The 17,636-nt window shown below is 69.0% G+C and carries 22 protein-coding genes and 1 tRNA gene; 17 read left to right on the top strand and 6 right to left on the bottom strand.

Annotation, left to right across the window (positions count from 1 at the left end; all coding sequences use genetic code 11):
* Positions 1-8 precede the first annotated feature (8 nt).
* From AC6CQV_RS03380 to AC6CQV_RS03430, 11 genes are all read left to right on the top strand, one after another.
* Positions 9-1,223 carry a hypothetical protein gene (locus tag AC6CQV_RS03380; protein ID WP_498260289.1) on the top strand — a complete coding sequence of 405 codons (1,215 nt, stop codon included), beginning with the start codon at positions 9-11 and terminating at the stop codon, positions 1,221-1,223.
* A 548-nt stretch (positions 1,224-1,771) separates the two neighbouring features.
* Entirely contained in the window at positions 1,772-2,092 is a 321-nt protein-coding gene (locus AC6CQV_RS03385; protein WP_498260290.1) for a hypothetical protein, read from the top strand.
* Positions 2,080-2,637, top strand: a complete 558-nt coding sequence (locus AC6CQV_RS03390; RefSeq protein ID WP_498260291.1) for a hypothetical protein — start codon at positions 2,080-2,082, stop codon at positions 2,635-2,637. The genes AC6CQV_RS03385 and AC6CQV_RS03390 overlap by 13 nt, the downstream gene beginning before the upstream one ends.
* Before the next feature lie 8 nt (positions 2,638-2,645).
* The gene (locus tag AC6CQV_RS03395) at positions 2,646-3,434 is read left to right on the top strand and encodes a M23 family metallopeptidase (protein ID WP_498260292.1); all 789 of its coding nucleotides are present in this window, start codon (positions 2,646-2,648) and stop codon (positions 3,432-3,434) included.
* A gap of 23 nt (positions 3,435-3,457) precedes the next feature.
* On the top strand, positions 3,458-3,910 hold the full coding sequence (locus AC6CQV_RS03400; protein WP_498260293.1) for a hypothetical protein: 453 nt from the start codon (positions 3,458-3,460) through the stop codon (positions 3,908-3,910).
* Positions 3,907-4,326: a hypothetical protein gene (locus AC6CQV_RS03405; protein WP_498260294.1), complete on the top strand. Its 420-nt coding sequence runs from the start codon at positions 3,907-3,909 to the stop codon at positions 4,324-4,326. The genes AC6CQV_RS03400 and AC6CQV_RS03405 overlap by 4 nt, the downstream gene beginning before the upstream one ends.
* On the top strand, positions 4,323-4,664 hold the full coding sequence (locus tag AC6CQV_RS03410) for a hypothetical protein (RefSeq protein ID WP_498260295.1): 342 nt from the start codon (positions 4,323-4,325) through the stop codon (positions 4,662-4,664). The genes AC6CQV_RS03405 and AC6CQV_RS03410 overlap by 4 nt, the downstream gene beginning before the upstream one ends.
* Positions 4,665-4,830: 166 nt before the next feature.
* Positions 4,831-5,076, top strand: a complete 246-nt coding sequence (locus tag AC6CQV_RS03415) for a hypothetical protein (protein ID WP_498260296.1) — start codon at positions 4,831-4,833, stop codon at positions 5,074-5,076.
* An 11-nt stretch (positions 5,077-5,087) separates the two neighbouring features.
* Positions 5,088-5,324 (top strand): hypothetical protein, encoded by a 237-nt coding sequence (locus tag AC6CQV_RS03420; RefSeq protein ID WP_498260297.1) that lies wholly within the window; start codon positions 5,088-5,090, stop codon positions 5,322-5,324.
* 1 nt (position 5,325) lies between these two features.
* Positions 5,326-6,216 carry a hypothetical protein gene (locus AC6CQV_RS03425; protein ID WP_498260298.1) on the top strand — a complete coding sequence of 297 codons (891 nt, stop codon included), beginning with the start codon at positions 5,326-5,328 and terminating at the stop codon, positions 6,214-6,216.
* Positions 6,213-6,650 carry a hypothetical protein gene (locus AC6CQV_RS03430; RefSeq protein WP_498260299.1) on the top strand — a complete coding sequence of 146 codons (438 nt, stop codon included), beginning with the start codon at positions 6,213-6,215 and terminating at the stop codon, positions 6,648-6,650. The genes AC6CQV_RS03425 and AC6CQV_RS03430 overlap by 4 nt, the downstream gene beginning before the upstream one ends.
* A 60-nt stretch (positions 6,651-6,710) precedes the next feature.
* Here the strand turns inward: AC6CQV_RS03430 and AC6CQV_RS03435 are convergent, their stop codons facing one another.
* From AC6CQV_RS03435 to AC6CQV_RS03450, 4 genes are all read right to left on the bottom strand, one after another.
* The gene (locus AC6CQV_RS03435; RefSeq protein WP_498260300.1) at positions 6,711-8,786 is read right to left on the bottom strand and encodes an acyltransferase family protein; all 2,076 of its coding nucleotides are present in this window, start codon (positions 8,784-8,786) and stop codon (positions 6,711-6,713) included.
* 166 nt (positions 8,787-8,952) lie between these two features.
* The gene (locus tag AC6CQV_RS03440; RefSeq protein ID WP_498260301.1) at positions 8,953-9,090 is read right to left on the bottom strand and encodes a hypothetical protein; all 138 of its coding nucleotides are present in this window, start codon (positions 9,088-9,090) and stop codon (positions 8,953-8,955) included.
* Positions 9,091-9,118: 28 nt separating this feature from the next.
* Positions 9,119-9,394: a hypothetical protein gene (locus tag AC6CQV_RS03445; RefSeq protein WP_498260302.1), complete on the bottom strand. Its 276-nt coding sequence runs from the start codon at positions 9,392-9,394 to the stop codon at positions 9,119-9,121.
* Positions 9,395-9,404: 10 nt separating this feature from the next.
* Positions 9,405-9,704: a hypothetical protein gene (locus tag AC6CQV_RS03450; protein WP_498260303.1), complete on the bottom strand. Its 300-nt coding sequence runs from the start codon at positions 9,702-9,704 to the stop codon at positions 9,405-9,407.
* Between the two features lie 60 nt (positions 9,705-9,764).
* On the opposite strand from AC6CQV_RS03450, the gene AC6CQV_RS03455 reads away from it, so the two are divergent.
* Positions 9,765-9,998, top strand: coding sequence for a DUF3263 domain-containing protein (locus tag AC6CQV_RS03455; RefSeq protein WP_498260304.1), 234 nt, complete (start codon positions 9,765-9,767; stop codon positions 9,996-9,998).
* Between the two features lie 8 nt (positions 9,999-10,006).
* On the opposite strand, the gene AC6CQV_RS03460 is transcribed toward AC6CQV_RS03455, so the two are convergent.
* Positions 10,007-10,079, bottom strand: a tRNA-Arg gene (locus AC6CQV_RS03460).
* A 16-nt stretch (positions 10,080-10,095) separates the two neighbouring features.
* Positions 10,096-10,863 (bottom strand): SGNH/GDSL hydrolase family protein, encoded by a 768-nt coding sequence (locus AC6CQV_RS03465; RefSeq protein ID WP_498260305.1) that lies wholly within the window; start codon positions 10,861-10,863, stop codon positions 10,096-10,098.
* 114 nt (positions 10,864-10,977) lie between these two features.
* On the opposite strand from AC6CQV_RS03465, the gene AC6CQV_RS03470 reads away from it, so the two are divergent.
* The 5 genes from AC6CQV_RS03470 to AC6CQV_RS03490 all read left to right on the top strand — a co-directional run bounded on the left by AC6CQV_RS03470 (position 10,978) and on the right by AC6CQV_RS03490 (position 17,624).
* The gene (locus tag AC6CQV_RS03470) at positions 10,978-11,823 is read left to right on the top strand and encodes a transglutaminase-like domain-containing protein (RefSeq protein ID WP_060959185.1); all 846 of its coding nucleotides are present in this window, start codon (positions 10,978-10,980) and stop codon (positions 11,821-11,823) included.
* A 381-nt stretch (positions 11,824-12,204) separates the two neighbouring features.
* Positions 12,205-13,872 (top strand): arginine--tRNA ligase, encoded by a 1,668-nt coding sequence (locus AC6CQV_RS03475; RefSeq protein WP_061782503.1) that lies wholly within the window; start codon positions 12,205-12,207, stop codon positions 13,870-13,872.
* A gap of 1 nt (position 13,873) precedes the next feature.
* The gene (locus tag AC6CQV_RS03480) at positions 13,874-14,716 is read left to right on the top strand and encodes an LmeA family phospholipid-binding protein (RefSeq protein ID WP_498260306.1); all 843 of its coding nucleotides are present in this window, start codon (positions 13,874-13,876) and stop codon (positions 14,714-14,716) included.
* Between the two features lie 134 nt (positions 14,717-14,850).
* On the top strand, positions 14,851-16,287 hold the full coding sequence (lysA, locus tag AC6CQV_RS03485; RefSeq protein ID WP_498260307.1) for a diaminopimelate decarboxylase: 1,437 nt from the start codon (positions 14,851-14,853) through the stop codon (positions 16,285-16,287).
* Positions 16,284-17,624 carry a homoserine dehydrogenase gene (locus AC6CQV_RS03490; RefSeq protein ID WP_498260308.1) on the top strand — a complete coding sequence of 447 codons (1,341 nt, stop codon included), beginning with the start codon at positions 16,284-16,286 and terminating at the stop codon, positions 17,622-17,624. Before lysA ends, AC6CQV_RS03490 begins: the two co-directional genes overlap by 4 nt.
* Positions 17,625-17,636: the final 12 nt, after the last annotated feature.

Below are 17,636 nucleotides of genomic sequence, written 5' to 3' on the forward strand. Positions count from 1 at the left end.
GGGGTCTGATGCTTCAGGTTCCCGTGGACGTGGCGGCGGCTTTGGAAGATTCGGTCGAGTCTGAGGCTACTGCGGTGGCACAATATCGCGGCCAGTCCGTCGCCCTTGATCTGCACCCTGATGGTGGGTTCTCGTGGGATGCGAACGGGGAGATTCAGAGCAACGGTTCGATCCGGGTTTTCGGGTTCGGTGATTCTCTGGTCCCGAAAGCGCGGGACGCTTTCCTCGCCCCGTACGGGCAGGAGGTGTCCGTTTCCCGGATTGTGAAGTTGCGGTCAGGGGATTACACGATCCCGTTGGGCGTGTACCGGATCACGGGGAACGACGGCGGCAGGGAGACGTTCCGGTGGGAGCGGAAACAGGTCACCGTTGATGCGCCGTACGTTCTCCACGACGACCTGTTCGATGACGTGTTCGACGACGAGTTCCCGGGGTATGTGACAGGTGGGCCGTTCACGTATCTCGAGGAGCCGACGCTCACTGGTCAGGTTCTTGACTGGGAGGTGGGCGTTGATCTTGCTGACCGGTTGCGGATGCTGCAGCGGGCGAAGATCGTCAACCCTGCCTCGCCGCCGGCGGGTGCGACGGTGTATTCGGAGTTGCAACGCCTGACGTTGTTCCCGTTGATGCAGTCGGCTGATGTCCCTGATGTGCCGGTTCCTGCGGGGACGGTGTATGAGGATCGACGGTCTGCGGTGTCGATGCTCGCTGGGTTTGCTGGTGCGAAGGTGCGGGTGACGCGGCAGGGTGCGTTGACGTTGCGCCCGGCTGACAGGTGGGCGACGGAGACGGTTCTCGATTTCGACCTTGATGGTGTTGTGGAGGCGTCCGACGCGCAAACCGACGAGTTCGTGAACTATGTGTGGGCGCACTCTCCGAACGGGGATTTCTCCGCGTTCGCTGCGTTCACGGATGATACGGACCCGCGGTCTGTGGCGAATGCGGGGCAGGCGGACTACGAGCATGTGTCCCCGGTGTACGACTCTGCTGCTGCGGCGACGGCTGGTGCGCGGACTGTTCTTGCGCGCCTGTTGAACCGTCGATCGCGGACGGTGACGGTCAAGTTGGGTGCGGTGGGGCTGCTGCTTGACCTGTCCGATTTTGGTCGTGTCACGGACAGGGCTACGGGCAGGGCGTGGACGGGTGAGGTGTCCGCTATCAGCATCCCGAACGATCCGACGGAGACGGTGCAGGTGTCGTTGATTGTGGCGGAGGATTCATGACCGACGAGGAACGGTTTTACGAGCTCGCGCAGGGTCGGGCGGACTCTACAGAGGGCATTTGTGTGGATGTGCTGTGGGGTTCGAGGACGGTCCTGGTCAACACGAATGGTGTGGAGGCTGAGTACCCGTGGGAGGGTCCGCCGCCGTGGCCTGGTGATCGGGTGCGGGTTGTGAAGGCTGGGGTTGGGAATGTCGTCTGCACGTTGGTGATGGGTGCCCCGTTGGGGACAGTGTTGACGACTGCGGCGGGGGTCGCGACGGTCGACGGCGACGATGGTCAGCAGTACGTGTACCCGCATCTTGGGGCTGCTCCGGCTAATGGGGCTCGGGTCCGGTTGGATCATGCGGGCCGGTGTGTTCCCGCGGGGACGTACTCGGTGGAGCCGGCTGGGTCCGATTTCGTGACCCCGCCACCGCCTCCTGCTACGGGAGGGTCCGCCACGTTCACGCCGACATGGTCAGGGTCGTGGCGTCTGGGGACGCTGGACAATTCGGGTGTCGAATCGTCGCAGAACCGTGTCGCTGGTGTTGGTTTCGGGGATCAGATCGTGAACACGATCCCGGCGGGCGCGACGGTCACGAAGTGTGTGCTGCTGCTGGTGCGGGAGTGGAACAACTCCTACTCGCCCGCGGCGGTCAAGTTCGGGGTTCACGGGTACGGGACGATCCCGACCGTGCTGGCGTCGGGTGACCTGTCAGGGCTGGTTTCGGTGGGGCAGGACGAGACCAGTAAGGACATCTCCGGTTTCGCTGCGGCCCTGAAATCGGGGTCTGCGAAGGGCGTCGGGATCTACCCGGATTCCGGTTACTGGATTCGTTACGCACCCGCGCCGACGGGTGTCCGCATCTACATGGAATGGACGAGCTGATGGCTGATGTGACTGGTGGTACTCCGCCGACGGGTTCTTCCCCGTTCCGCCCTCCGGATGATTTCGCTTCGGTGTACGCCCACTTCGGTGACCCGTCGATGTTCACGGCGGCGACGAAGTCTGCGTTGCCCGCGTCGGGGAACTGGAATGGTCGCATCCTCGGCGTGACCGACATTGCGGCGGTGTTCGTCTGGTACGGGCAGTGGGTCGGGGTCGCGTCGAAGGAGACGGCCCGCGGGTCTGTTGTCCCGGTTGCCGGTTCTGGATTCACGCTCTCGAACAACAACTTGTACATCCGCTCGGGATTCGTGCTGGGCTCCATCGACGTGGTGAAGAGTTCGGACATCGCTCATGCCGACGTGATGCTGACATTCCCCGTGGGGGCTCGACCCGTTGAGGAGTACGTGGTGCAGGCGACGATGGGCCCGTCGCCGTCTCAGATTGTGCCGCTGAACGTCAGCACGTCTGGGGCGTTGACGGCACTGACGCCGCCGGCTGGGCGCCGCTCGGCGACGGTGAAAGTCATCTACCCGGTCCCGATGTGAGGTGAGTGATGAGCGCACCGCAGAACGTCCTCGACTTCTACGCGGAACGGTACTGGTCGTTGCCGTTCGGCGCGCAGGGTGACGCGTACACGATCGTGCCCGGCCGGCACATCGGCATGGACATCCTCGCCGGGAACGGGGAGGACATCCCCGCCCTGTGGCCGGGACGGGTGGCCGCGGTCGTCCTCACGGGCACGATGGCGTGGGTTGTCGTGGTGCTCGGCACGGACGGCAACTACTACTTCTACTGCCACATCGCCAACGACCGTCTCCCTACGGTGGGTGACACGCTTGAGCAGGGCGACCGTGTGGGGCGGGCTGCGAACGGCCCGAAGACTCTGCCCGCGATCTCTCCCGACTTCCCCGGGAGCGCGTGGACGGGCCGTCACCTGCATCTCGTGGTCACGACGAACCCGACCGCGGCGTACTCGTTCGTGCCCGGCTACCGGACGCTCGATGCGTTCACCGACCCGGCCATCATCATCCGCTCCGTACTCGCGGGGACGTCGGCGGACACGTCCCGCCCCTTCACCCCGCAGACCGCACCCGAACCCGAGCCGACAGGAGTTCTCCCCATGCCGAACATCAGCATCATCTTCAACCTCGACGCGCCCGGGCAGAAGCAGCAGGTAGCCGTCGGTCCGCGGGGTCGGGTCGCCCTGAACGGGCAGACCGCTGACCTCCTGAACCGGTGGATGCGGTGGCAGATCGGCGGTGGGGACGTGTCGAAAGCCGCTGGCATGTCGGTCGCGGAGATGGACCTGCTCATCAGCAGCGTCCTGTCGAAGATCTCGTGATCCGCCGCCTCTGGGCGGCATCCGTGTGGGCGCCGGGCGTCGTGCCCGAGGATGATCCATGGCGCACGGCGAAACGGGTGTGGCTGCCGCTGTTCGACGTGATCATGATGTCCGCCGGCGTACATGCGGTTGTGTACGGTTCGCTGCTGCTGGACCGGCTCTATGGCGACGCGACGGACCTCATCGGTGCCGTGTTCACCCTGGTCGCTTTCGCGTGCCTGACGGGGGTCGTGTGGCCGCGGATGTGGCCCGTCGAGATGATCGGGAAGATCCTGCTCGTCTCGCTGATCGTCGGGTACGTGTTCGGGATCATCCTGTCACCGTCGCCGGAACAGATCACGGCGAAGGAAGCCCCGAACTGGTTCATCGTGTCGATGATCCTCGGGCTCACCATGCTGCCGATCGCGCGACTGGACCGCCTGATCGACGAGTGGGTCGAACGGCGGGCAACGCGGCGGCGGGGAGGCCGCGCATGAACGACGGCATCCTGATCGCACTCCTCTCGTTCGTCTCTGCGGTGCTGATTGCGCTGCTCGCCTGGCTCCGGTTCCGCCGCAAGGATCGCGCCGACGCTGTCGACGTGGAGGAAGGCACGATCTCTGCCCGCTTCAAGGATGCGGACGCGCTCATGCGGTACATCGACGAACGGGTCGAGGAGCGCACCAAGGCACTGACGCTGAAGGTCTCGGAGATGAGCACCGCGCTTGAGACGGTGAAGCGCGAGTCCCACGAGATCCACGATGCGGTGCGCACGCACTTCTACCAGCTGTGGATCTGGGATCAGAAGGGTCGCCCTGGTCCGTTGCCGATGCTTCCTCCGACGATCCTTACCCGGCTAGGGATCGCTGATCCCCTCGAAGACACACACCCATCCCTGAAGGAGCAGTCATGACCGATCAGATCGTCCCCGCTGCGGTGCAGCTCGCCGCGAAGCGTGGTTTCGTCCGCACGTTCACGCAGTCGCTCGCGTCGGTGATCCCGATCACCGCGATCGCGATCCCCTCGACGGGTGATGCGCTTCTCGGCATCGGTCTGGGTGTCGCCGGCGCTGTCGTGTCCGCGGTGCTCGCGGGTGCCGCCTCGTACCTGTCGATCACGTCGAAGGGTATCCCCGGCGACTATGCGGATGCGACGCTCGTGCAGCAGTCGGTCTTGGAGCCGTCGGAGGCGGAAGCGGATCAGCAGGCCGCGGCCGCGCGCGTGCTGCTCCGCCGTGACCTGAAGGGGTAACTCGTGACGGTCGTGAACTTGACCGTCGATGAAACGATTCTCGGCGGTACGGGCGCGGCGACCAGCGGCCGGGTGACGGTCGACTACTTCGCCGGCACCAGACGTTTCGTCCGGGTTGACGGTGAAGTGGTGACGCTCCCGAAACCCGTCATTGTCACGTACGCGGATGGTGAGCTCGCGGCACCGCTCATCCTGGAACCAACGGGTGATGTGTGCTGCGCGCATCGTGATCCGTTCCGACGCGACCGGTGCGCAGCTCCGCCGGTACGTCACCATCCCCGACACGGGTCCCGTCGATTTCGGCGCGCTCGTTGACGTGGACCCTTCCTTGTTCACCCCAGTCACGCCGGATGAGTCGTTGCGGGACTGGATTGAGAACGAGATCACCACGCGCACTATTGACCGGTTCTGAGGAGGACCAGTATGACGTTCACTCCTGGCCAGACTGGCCACACAGCGGAACACAACAGCATCCGCGCAGATCTCGACGGGCGCCTCTCAGACGGAGAGCTTGGGGCCAACTTCGTTCGGGTCCGCACTTCTGATGGGCATCCCCTTCCGCCTTCGACGGTGGTCGTGATCACGCTCGACAGGACCCTCGCCGAGGTCACCGCAACACCGACTGCCGATATCTACGACATCACCTTCGAGGAGGCCTGAAATGGGAGGACTCGCCAAGAGCGCTGATTTCCGCACCTTCAACCTGCCGCCCGGGCTGCTGCCCGAGGGGTACGACCAGGTCATCTCCGATGACACGTTCAACGACGGGTACGACGGGTGGCAGGACCATTCGGAGCGGAACGGCTCCGCGACGTCGTGGAACCCGCCGATCGGCCTGTCGCAGCAGCGCACGTTCAACGGTTCCCGCCATTCGCTGAAGCTGTCGACGGGAACGTCGACGACCGCGAACGCCGCCTATGGCGGGTCGTGCAGCGCGTACAAGCGCGGTGCTCGCACCCACGAGACCGGGTTCCTGCTGCTGCTGCAGTGGATCGCGTACCGTGGCACGGCGGAGCAGGCCGCGCCTCGTTCGATCCACATGGGCATCGACACGCAGAAGATCGACAACTCGTCTCGCATGTTCCCGAAGCTGATCCTTCAGCGGTGGGTCGGCTCCGGCCCGGACGTGTTCGCGCCGAAGTACTCGATCATCGACGACTCCAGCAACTCCGTCGACATCCCGGGTGCTGCGGCCGCAAGCGAGACGAGCCCGACCGCCGGGCAGGGCGTGGTCTTCGGGTGGAACGAGAACAAGGCCGGCTTCTTCCCCCAGGCCCTCGTCGTCAGCCTCGACGCGAACAGCGGCGTCGGCGCATACCACCGGGCACTCCTCGGGGGGAAGTGGTTCGACCTGACGGGCCTCGGCGCGGGCCGTGGTGCGCAGTCACCGCAGCTCACCACCGGCGGCGGGGGCTCCTCGTACGCGGGTGGGCAGAACATCGGCAACTCGATCTTCAACCGCACCGCGACCGCTGACGGGCCGGCTGCCCTGTTCATCGGACGGTCCACGCTGCTCCACTACCCGGAAGGGACGGTGTTCCCCACATCATGACCGCACACACGATGGTCCTCGGAGCCGACCGCACTGTCGACTCCGGCAACAACGCGACCCGCTACTTCCCGCAGAACCCGATCGAGTTCGGGATCTACTCGCGGGTCACGTTCCAGATGTACTGCTCCGCCGTCACCGGGTCACCGTCCGACTGGACGATGACGTACAAGTTCCAGTGGGCAATGGAGCACACGACCGGGGCGCAGTTCGCGGCCGCACCGTCGTGGAAGGACTTCTCCGCCGCAGACATCGCCACGTTCGTCGTGGGCGGTGCGGACTGGACTCCCATCACGACCGCGGACGCCAACCCTCGCATCCAGCAGCGGACGCTCCTGCGCCCGCCGAGCCTCGTCCGGGTGATCGCGACCCCGTCGTACACGGGCGGCTCCTCACCCTCGAACACCGTCACAGGCCTCGCGATCTGCGAGTTCTGAGCTCACCACTAGAACAGCCCCGGCTTCTCTTCGGAGAGGCCGGGGCCGTTTCTGCGTTGATCATCCGTTCAGGATGCCCTTCGACGTGAGCATGTCTGCCAGCAGCGGCGCGATCCTCTCCGCGTACTGCGGTGTGAGGTGGGTCGCGTCACGCTTGATGAGGGTGGTTCCAGCGAACGCGGGGCACGCCGTCTTCACGCAGAACCACTCCCGGGTGTCCAGGTAGGCGGTGTTCTCCGCGGGGAGTGACGCCTGCTCCGCCTGCGAGAACGGGAACCACGTCTCCGGGATGGTGAACGCACACGCCTGCGGCTTCGAGATCTTCGTCGCGCATTCGACGGGATCCTTGCCGCGGGGCGGCTGCGAGAGGATCACGAACGTGCCGTAGCCGCCGCTGATGCGATCAAGCATCGTCTTCGTCGCGTCGCCCCAGTGGGCGGCGTCGCTCGCGTAGCCGGTCGGGTCTTGGAAGTTCGTCCCGTAGACGTTCGAGGAGATCACGATCTGCGGATGGATCCGGTTGATCGTGTCGACGACGATGTCCTTGTGGCCTCCGCACGCGGCGGTCACGCCGTCGTCAGGATTGACGGTGTCGGCGTTCACGAACGGGCATCCGATCATCGTCAGCGCGATGACCTCCCAACCGCGCGGCTCGAAGACGCTGCGGATAGCGGGGAGCCAGGCGACCGCAATCGAGTTCCCGACCACGACGACCGTGCGCGACGGGTCACCGACGGTGATCTCCGCGCAGTCCTTCCCGTCCGGGTTCGCTGGGGCGCACCCGTTCGCATCGGCGTTGTCGAACTTGATCGAACCGAGCTCGTCGACGGTCGGGGACAGATCGGGCCATGCGGTTGCCGCGAGCGCTGCGGAAAGCTCAGCCTGAATCGCTGACTGCCCTCCGCCCGGAGTGGGGCTGGCCGTGGGCGTGGACGTGACGACGGGTTGAGGGTTGGTCGCGGCGGTGCTGCTGGGACGCGGGGTGAGCGCGAGGATGACGAGCACGCCGGTGATGAGTGCGACAGCGCCGAGGGCGGCGAGCTGCTTCCCGAGGTTCGGTTCGTACCCGCGGTGGTGGCGGTGGCGCCGGCGCGACCGCGTCTGACGCTCGGGCTCCCAGAGTGAGGAGCGTCGGATCGGGTCCTCGACGAGGTGGTAGGAGACGATCGCGAGGGTGAACATCGCACTGATCGTGAGCAGGTAGAACGTGAGGTCGGGGGTGGGGAAGAACTCGCTGGCGAAGATGATGACGGGGAAGTGCCACAGGTACAGGGAGTAGGAGATGTCGCCGATGTAGTTGGAGACGGGGTTGGTGATGGGCCAGATGAAGCGGGCGGGCGCTCCGGTGCCGGCGATGATCACGAGGGCGGTCGCGGTGACGGGTAGTGCGGCCCACGGGGCGGGGAAGCCGGGGCCGGCGCTGACGAGGAAGACGCTCGCGACGATGCCTGCGAGACCGACCCACGCGATGATCGGACGCGCCCAGTCGGGGAGCTTGCTGAACACGGGTGCGATCACGGCGATCAGCGCCCCAAGCCCGAGCTCCCACGCTCGGGAGAAGGTCGAGAAGTACGCCCACGTCGGGTGGGTCGCGGTCTCGTAGAGCGCCCACCCGAACGATGCGACCGTGATGAGGGAGATCGCGGCGAGCACGACGCCGCGTGCGTGTCGCGCGGTTCCCCTCGTGGATGCCACGACCCAGAAGATGAGGAGCATCAGCCACGGCCACACGAAGTAGAACTGCTCTTCGACGGAGAGGGACCAGTAATGCTGCAGCGGGGAGACAGCGGTCTCCGCACCGAAGTAGTCGGTGCCCTGCAGTGCGAAGTGCCAGTTCGCGCCGAAGAACGTCGCCCAGATCCCGTCACCGATGGTCTGTTCGAAGCGGACCCGGTTGAAGATCAGCCATGCGGCGATGAGCGTGACGATGATGACGAGCATCGCGGCGGGGATGATCCGCTTAATGCGTCGACGGTAGAACCCCCAGAAGGAGATCGTGCCGGTCTTCTCGTGCTCCCGCAGCAGCAGCGAAGTGATCAGGAAGCCCGAGATCACGAAAAACACATCGACGCCGACGAACCCGCCGGTGGGCCAGTGGAAGAGGTGGTCTGCGATGACCGCGAGAACCGCGATCATGCGCAGCCCTTGGACGTCTGGACGGAACGCTGACTTCTTCACGCCCGAGGGGGCGACGCGGTCTACGACAGCGGCAACGGCGGGACCTGAGGGCATGGGGGTGCTCCTATCTCATCGATGAGCATAGGGAACACACATGACCGTCGTGTAACGGTTCCGCCGGTGGTCAGCCGACGCTCGCGGACTGGTAGTAGAGGATCGCCGCCCAGACGAGCACGCCGACGCCGATCATGAGGACGCCGACGCCGGTGAGCTGCCAGAGGATCAGTCGGCGCGCTGCTGGGGGGAGGTCGCGGTAAGCCATGCGCGGATCATACAGATGCGGTGTTTCGTCAGATCGCTCGCACGCTGAGGAGCGTCCACCCGTCGGGCACCTTCGCCTCGAGCTGCGTCATGGTGTCGGCTTCGATCTCGCGGATGCCGTCGCGGCGTTCGATCGTCCCGGTCGCCTTCAGCGAGGTCGACCCCGCCGTCATCGTCACGGGCGCCTTCGTGAGCTCCCACCCTGCCGGCACCTGCGCGACCAGCTTCGCGTGCACGTCGGCGAGGGAGTCGCCTTCGACGTCGACGGTGCGGGTCTCCACGGGGCGGATAAGGCCGGTCAGCATGCTCACCAGCCTACGGTCGCACCTGCGGGGCGCCGTGCACGGGAGCATCCCGCCGTTCCCGCCCGAGCGCGACCCACGCGTCCGCACCGGGGATCTCGAGCAGCGCATCACTGAGGGTCCGTGTGTGGTCGTCGCCGTAGTATCCGACCCATGATCCGGCGACGCGCGCGAGGATGTCAACACGTGCGCCGGCGATGCGGTGCAGTTCGACGATGACGGGCGCCGCATTGGTCGTGTACCGGTGGCGGGAGCAGGTCGCGGCGAGGAGCACGTCGAGGGCGGTGTCGGGGTCGAGACCTGAGCGGGGCATGCGGTGAGCGTAGGAGACACCGACGACATCGGTGTCGGTGGCCGCGCGCACACTGTCGCCATGCCAACTCCGACGATCCCGCAGCTGCTCGACTTCGCGGCCGCGCACCCGGTCGTGCGCGGTGAGGTGGAGAACCAGATCCGCCGAGACCTCGGGATCACCCCGGCACGGTACTTCCAGCTCCTCGGACGCGCGGCCGCATCACTCGAAGGCCAAGCGCACGACCCGATCACCGCACACAGGGTGTTGCGCGGTTCAGCCGGGCGTATGCACCATGGGATGCACCATGGCTGACTTTTGTGTGCCCCCGACAGGAATCGAACCTGCGACCTTTGGTACCGGAAACCAACGCTCTATCCCCTGAGCTACGGAGGCGTACCGATCGAGGGTATCACCGCTGCAGCGCCGCGACCGCCGCCGCGAGCCGCTCCGCGAGGTAGCGGTGCCCGGCGGTCGAGGGGTGCTGGCGCCCGGCACCGGCGTCGATCACCTGCGCGTAGTTCGCCGGCGTGATCCACCGCTCCCGGACGGGGGAGATGTACCACCAGCCGCGCGCAGCGGCCGCGGCGGCGAGATCCGCGTCGATCCGCGCCGTCGCCGCTTCGACGGGCAGCACCTGCGGCGCCGTCCCGAGGATGACCACCTGCGCGCGCGGGAGCCGATCCGCCAGGGCGTCCCACGCGGCATCCACCGCCTGCCGATAGCCCGCCGCCGGCTCGCGTCGATCGTTGATCGAGCCCTGCACGATCACGAGGTCCGGATCGAGCCGCGGGTCGAGCGCCGCGATGCGCGTGGCGTAGTCGGGCCCGTCGATCCCGGGTGTGAGATACCCGGAGCCGCGCACGCCGTCGACCACCGTCGTCCAGCCGGCGAGCTCGCCGACCACGGCGGCGTAGCCGAGGGCCGGTGATGCGGCTGCCGAGCCGTACGTCCAGGAGTCGCCGAACACCAGCACCGTGGGGTGATCCGGCAGCACGAGGGATGCCGGTGCCACCGCCACGGCGTCGCTGCCGGCGGCCGTGACCGCGGCCGGTGCCGGGTCGGCGATGCGCATCGCGAGCTGCCAGACGCCCACGCCGCAGGCGACCGCGACGAGCGTCGCGAGCGTCGCCCGTGCGCCCGCCGGAAGGCGGCGACGCGGGCGGCGGACGGCGGACATGCGACGAGAGTAGGTCACGGTCGGCGCAAACCGGAATCGGCCGTCGGGGACCCGCGTGAGAGGGTCCCGACATCCGTGTGCGCGACCGCCTCCGCGGCGTGCGAGGATACTGCGGTGCAACGCCTCGTGACCGCCGAACTGGACCTCGATCTCGGGGCCTCCGTCGACCTCATCTTCCAGATCGCGGCGGCCCAGCCGGCCCCGGTCCTGCGCGAGGAGTTGACCTTCACGCAGGGCGATCGCGTGTACACCCCGACGGAGATCATCGACCAGTCCGGGAGCCGGCTGCACCGCCTTCTGGGCGAGTCGGGACGTCTCGAGGTGCGCTACGAGGCGCTCATCGAGGGCCACGTCGCCCAGCGCGCGACGAGCGACCTGGAAGCCATCACCTACCTGCGCCCCAGCCGCTACTGCCAGTCCGACGAGGTCTTCTCGCAGGCGCGGCGTCAGTTCCGGGGGCTGCAGGGCCTCGACCTCATCGCGGCCGTCAGTGAGTTCGTCGCCTCCAGCACGACCTACACGCCGGGGCTCAGCCAGGGCACCGACTCGGCCGTCACCACGCTGATGACCGGCCAGGGCGTCTGCCGCGACTACGCGCACGTCGTCATCGCGCTGCTGCGGGCCATGGACATGCCGGCCCGCTACGCCGCGTGCTTCGCGCCGGGGCTGCGCCCGATGGACTTCCACGCCGTCGCCGAGGCCTACCTCGACGGCAGCTGGTACGTCATCGACGCCACCCGGCTCGCGAACCGCCGCTCGCTGGTGCGCATCGCGACCGGCCGCGACGCCGCCGACTGCGCGTTCCTCAGCTACCACGGCGGCTACGTCGGCCTGCAGCGGATGCGCGTCGACGCGTGCGTCCTGCCGGACGACGCGTCCGACGTCGCGGCGCAGGATGCCGCGGCCGCGGCATCCGACCCCGCTCTCGACGACTTCGCCGAGCTCGTCCAGCTCGCCTGACCCGGCCGGGCCAGGCGGGCCGCCACCGCGGCCGTGGGGCTCGACGCGCCTGCGCAACTCCGCCTGTAGGCCACCAGGCTGCGGCTATCGCTCCCGCGCGCACGACCGAGCTGGAGTTGCGCACGCCAGCGGCGCGCGGATGCGGCCCGAGTCTCCGGCCGCGCCAGCCGGGCCGCCACCGCGGCCGTGAGGCTCGACGCGCCTGCGCAACTCCGCCTGTGGGTCTGCTGTCCGCAGCTTTCGTGGCTTCGCAGACGTCTCAGGTGGAGTCGTGCCGGCGCCGGTGCGCGGGGCGGGCCCCGCAAGACCCCGCACCTCACGACGGATGCCGAGCCGCGCACGCAGGTTGCGGGCGGCACGCGCCCGTAGACTTGACGGGCTATGAACCCCGACGCCCTCTCCGCCGCCCTCCTCGCCGTCATCGCCCCGCTCGCCGAGGCGCGACGCCCCGGTGCGAGCGCCGGTCTGACCGCGGCCGACCTGCCGCTGGAGCGGCCGCGCAACCGCGACCACGGCGACTGGGCGTCCAACGCCGCGCTGAAGCTCGGCAAGGCGGTCGGGGCGAACCCGCGCGAGTTCGCGCAGGAGATCGCCGACGCGCTCGCCGCCACCGACGGCGTCGCGAGCGTCGAGGTCGCCGGTCCCGGCTTCATCAACATCCGTCTCGAGGCGGGCGCCGCCGGTGCCCTGGCCCGGACGATCGTCGAGGCCGGCGCGGCCTACGGCACCAACGAGACCCAGCGCGGGCAGAGCATCAACCTGGAGTTCGTGAGCGCGAACCCCACCGGCCCGATGCACATCGGCCACACCCGGTGGGCGGCCCTGGGCGACGCGATCGCGCGGGTGCTCCTGGCCAGCGGTGCGACGCTCGTGCGCGAGTTCTACATCAACGACGCGGGCGCGCAGATGGACCGCTTCGGCCGTTCCGTGCTCGCCGCCATCAAGGGCGAGCCGACCCCCGAGGACGGCTATCCGGGCTCCTACATCGACGACCTCGCCCGTCGCGTCCTCGCCGAGCTCCCGGGCATCCTCGACCTGCCGGCGGAGGACCAGGTGGTCGAGGCGCGCGATCGGGCGTACGCCCTGCAGCTGGCCGACCTGCAGGCGTCGCTGGAGAAGTTCAACGTCCACTTCGACGTGTTCTTCAGCGAGCGCACGCTCCACGCCCACGGCCCGAACGGCGAGCCGAGCCTCGTCGACGAGGCCGTCGACCGCCTGCGCGCCCAGGGGCACGTGTTCGACCAGGACGACGCCGTGTGGGTGCGCACGACCGACTTCGGTGACGACAAGGATCGCGTGATCCGTCGCTCCAACGGCGAGTACACCTACTTCGCCGCCGACGCCGCCTACTACCTCAACAAGAGCGACCGCGGCTTCGCGCACAAGATCTACCTCCTCGGCGCCGACCACCACGGCTACGTCCACCGCCTCAAGGCGCTCGCGGGCGCGGCGGGCGACGACCCCGAGAAGGACATCGAGGTGCTGATCGGCCAGCTCGTCTCGGTCAACGGCGCGCGGCTGTCCAAGCGCGCCGGCAACATCATCGAGCTCGACGACCTGCGCGACTGGCTCGGCACCGATGCGCTGCGCTACTCGCTCGCGCGGTACCCCGCCGATTCGCCGCTGACCCTCGACCCCGAGATCCTCACGAAGCGCACGAACGACAACCCCGTCTTCTACGTGCAGTACGCGCATGCCCGCACGCACAACGTCGCGCGCAACGCGGCGGACTCCGGCGTCGACCGCAGCGCGTTCGTGCCCGAGCTGCTGGACCACGAGAGCGAGTCGGCCCTGCTCGGCGCCCTGCAGGAGTTCCCGCGCATCGTGGCCTACGCCGCCGAGGTGCGCGAGCCGCACCGTGTCGCGCGCTACCTCGAGGAGCTCGCGAGCCTGTACCACCGCTGGTACGACACCTGCCGGGTGACGCCGCTGGGCGACGAGCCGGTCACCGACCTGCACCGCACGCGGCTCTGGCTCAACGACGCGACCGGTCAGGTGCTGCGCAACGGACTCGGACTCCTCGGTGTGAGCGCGCCCGAGCGGATGTGACGTGAGCGACCAGCACCCCACCCAGCCGCTTCCCGACCCGACGGCGCAGTGGGTGCTGTCGACGGATGCCGCGGCATCCGCACCGCGACGACGTCGCAGCCGCCGCTGGCCGTGGCTGATCGCCGTGCTCGCGGTCGCGGCGCTCGCCGTCGGCGCGTGGTTCGCGGGGGAGTACATCGCCCGCGGTGTCGTGGAGCGGACGATCCGCGAGCAGGTCGTGTCGCGGCTCGACCTCCCCGCCGATCAGCAGATCGACGTCGCCGTCCCCGGTCAGATGCTGCCGCAGCTGATCGCGGGCCGTCTCGACGAGGTCACCGTGTCCGCCGCGGACGTCCCGCTCGGGCAGCTCACGGGCGACGTCGAGGTGCACGCCGCGGGTGTGCCCGTCGGCGGCGACCAGCCGCTGCAGAGCGCGTCGGCGACCGTGCGTCTGGACGAGGCCCAGGTGCGGGCGCTGCTCGGCACCGTCGAGGGCTTCCCGTCGGATGCCGTCACGCTCGAGGCGCCGGACATCGTGATGTCGACGGAGCTGAGGCTGTTCGCCCTGGCGGTGCCGGTCGGGGTGAGCCTCGCGCCCTCGGCGTCGGACGGCGACCTGGTGCTCACGCCGCGCACGCTGCGGGTGTCGGGCGCCGAGGTGTCGGCCGACGTGCTGATCGACCAGTTCGGCGCGGTCGCGCGCACCGTGGTGCGCGACTGGGACGTGTGCGTGAAGCAGTACCTGCCCGCCGGGCTCACGCTGTCCGCGGTGCGCGTCGACGGATCGCAGGTGGTCGCGGACGTCGCGGTCGATCCGCGGATCACCGTCGACACGGCCCTGCAGCAGAAGGGCACGTGCAGCTGAGGCGGGGCGGGCCCGGGGCGTCTCGCGGGGGTCGTCACATGCGTGAGGCGGCATGCGGGGGTGCCCTAGACTTCTAGGACTGCCGGGCGTGACGTGACCGTCGGCAGCCCGACCCCACACGATTGGTTCCGCACGTGTCCGCCGCCTCCGACCGCCCGCTCGTGCCCGCGTGGCTCACCGTGCCGGACGATGCGAACGCGCTCGCCGCGGCTGTCTGGCCGGCCTCGGCCGCCCGCGACGACGACGGCCAGCTGCTCATCGCCGGCGTCGGCGCCGCCGCGCTGCGCGCCCGCTTCGGCACACCGCTGTACGTCCTCGACGAGGATGCCGTGCGCCGCCGCGCCCGCGAGGTCCGCGAGGCGTTCGCCGCCGCCGCCGCCGGCCACGGGGTGCAGGCCCGGGTCTACTACGCCGGCAAGGCGTTCCTGTCGACGGAGATCGTGCGGTGGGTCACCGAAGAGGGACTCGCGGTCGACGTCGCCACCGGCGGTGAGCTCGCCGTGGCCCTCGCCGCCGGCGCCGACCCGTCGCGGCTCGGGCTGCACGGCAACAACAAGTCGGTGACCGAGCTGGAGCGCGCCGTCGAGATCGGCATCGGCTCGATCGTCATCGACTCCCGCATCGAGCTCGAGCGGCTCGCCGCGATCGTGGAGCGCCGCGTCGCCGCCGGGGCCGAGCCGCAGGCGGTCCTCGTCCGCGTGAACAGCGGCGTGCACGCCGAGACGCACGACTTCCTCGCGACCGCCCACGAGGACCAGAAGTTCGGGTTCGCCCTCGCCGACGCCCCGGCCGTCGTCGCCCGCATCCGCGAGCTGCCGGGCCTGCGCTTCGTCGGCCTGCACTGCCACATCGGCTCGCAGATCTTCGGCGCGCGCGGCTTCGAGGAGTCCGCGGCTCGCGTGGTCGACCTCCACGCGCAGCTGCTCGCCGGCGGCGACATCCCCGTCCTCAACCTGGGGGGCGGCTTCGGCATCGCCTACACGTCGGTCGATACGCCCACGCCCATCGCCGCGCTGGCCGACGGCATCGTCGACGCCGTCGCGCGCGAGTGCGAGGTCCGCGGCATCCCGCTGCCTCACCTCGCCTTCGAGCCGGGCCGCACGATCGTCGGCCGCGCCGGTGTGACCCTGTACGAGGTGGGCACCGTCAAGCCCGTGCAGGTCAGCGACGAGCTCGAACGGCTCTACGTCAGCGTCGACGGCGGCATGAGCGACAACGCGCGTCCGGCGCTGTACGGCGCGCAGTACTCCGCCCGTCTCGCATCGCGCACCTCGGATGCCGCGCCCGCCCTGGCCCGCGTGGTGGGCCGCCACTGCGAGTCCGGCGACATCGTCGTCGACGCGGAGTACCTGCCCGGCGACGTCACCCCCGGCGACCTGCTCGCCGTGCCCGCGACCGGCGCCTACTGCTTCTCGCTGTCGAGCAACTACAACTACGTGCCGCGGCCGCCGGTCGTCGCCGTCCGGGACGGCGCGGCACGGGTGATCGTGCGCGGCGAGACCATCGACGACCTGCTGGCGCGCGACCTCGGGGTCGCCTCCGGCTCCCCATCCGGCGAGGAGAACGAATGACCGACTACCGTCGACTGCGTGTGGCCCTGCTCGGGGCGGGGGCCGTCGGGTCCCAGGTCGCCGCGCTCCTGCGCAAGCACGCGGACGAGCTGGCCGACCGTGCCGGCGCCGCGCTCGATCTCGTCGGCATCGCGGTGCGCAACCCCGACGCGCCGCGCGACGCGGACCTGCCGCGCGAGCTGTTCACCACCGACTCCGAGCAGCTGATCGTCGGCGCCGACATCGTCATCGAGCTGATGGGCGGCATCGAGCCCGCCCGCACCGACATCCTGCTGGCGTTGTCGTCGGGCGCCGACGTGGTCACCGCCAACAAGGCACTGCTGGCCACGCACGGCCCGGAGATCTTCGACGCCGCCGATCAGGTGGGCGCGTCGGTGTACTACGAGGCCGCCGCCGCCGGTGCGATCCCGATCATCCGGCCGCTGCGCGACTCGCTCGCCGGCGACCGCGTGCAGCGGATCATGGGCATCGTCAACGGGACGACCAACTACATCCTCGACCGCATGGACAGCGTGGGCAGCGGTTTCGACGAGGTCCTCGCCGACGCGCAGAAGCTCGGCTACGCGGAAGCGGACCCCACGGCGGACATCGAAGGCTACGACGCGGCGCAGAAGGCGGCCATCCTCGCCTCGCTCGCCTTCCACACCGCCGTCCCGCTCGACGCCGTGCACCGCGAAGGCATCACGCGCATCGACAAGCAGGCGATGGATGCCGCCCGTCACGCCGGCTACGTCATCAAGCTGCTGGCCGTCTGCGAGCGCCTCGCCGACGCCGAGGCGGACTCGCCCACCGGCGAGGCGATCTCGGTGCGCGTGTACCCCGCCCTGATCCCGCGCGAGCACCCGCTGGCGAGCGTGCACGGCGCCAACAACGCGGTCTTCGTCCAGGCCGAGGCGGCCGGGAACCTGATGTTCTACGGCGCGGGCGCCGGCGGCGTGCAGACGGCGTCCGCCGTGCTCGGCGACGTCGTGTCGGCGGCGCGGCGCCACATCGCCGGCGGGGTCGGGGTCGGCGAGTCCACGCGCGCGAACCTCCCGGTGCTCCCGATCGGCCGCGTCACCACGCGCTACCAGATCACCCTCGAGGTCTCCGACGAGCCGGGTGTGCTCGCGACGGTGGCCGGCATCCTCAGCGAGGGACGCGTGTCGATCGCGACGGTCGAGCAGACGATCGAGCCGACCGTGCCCACCGAGGCCGAGGACGCTCCGGGCGTCGCGCGGCTGGTCATCGGCACCCACACGGCACGCGAGCAGGACCTCAGCGACACCGTCGACCGTCTCGCCGCCAGCGGCGTGGTCGGCCGCGTCGTGTCGGTCCTGCGCGTCGAAGGCAATTGATCCGGGGAAACT

This window comes from Microbacterium sp. EG9 (assembly GCF_059759475.1).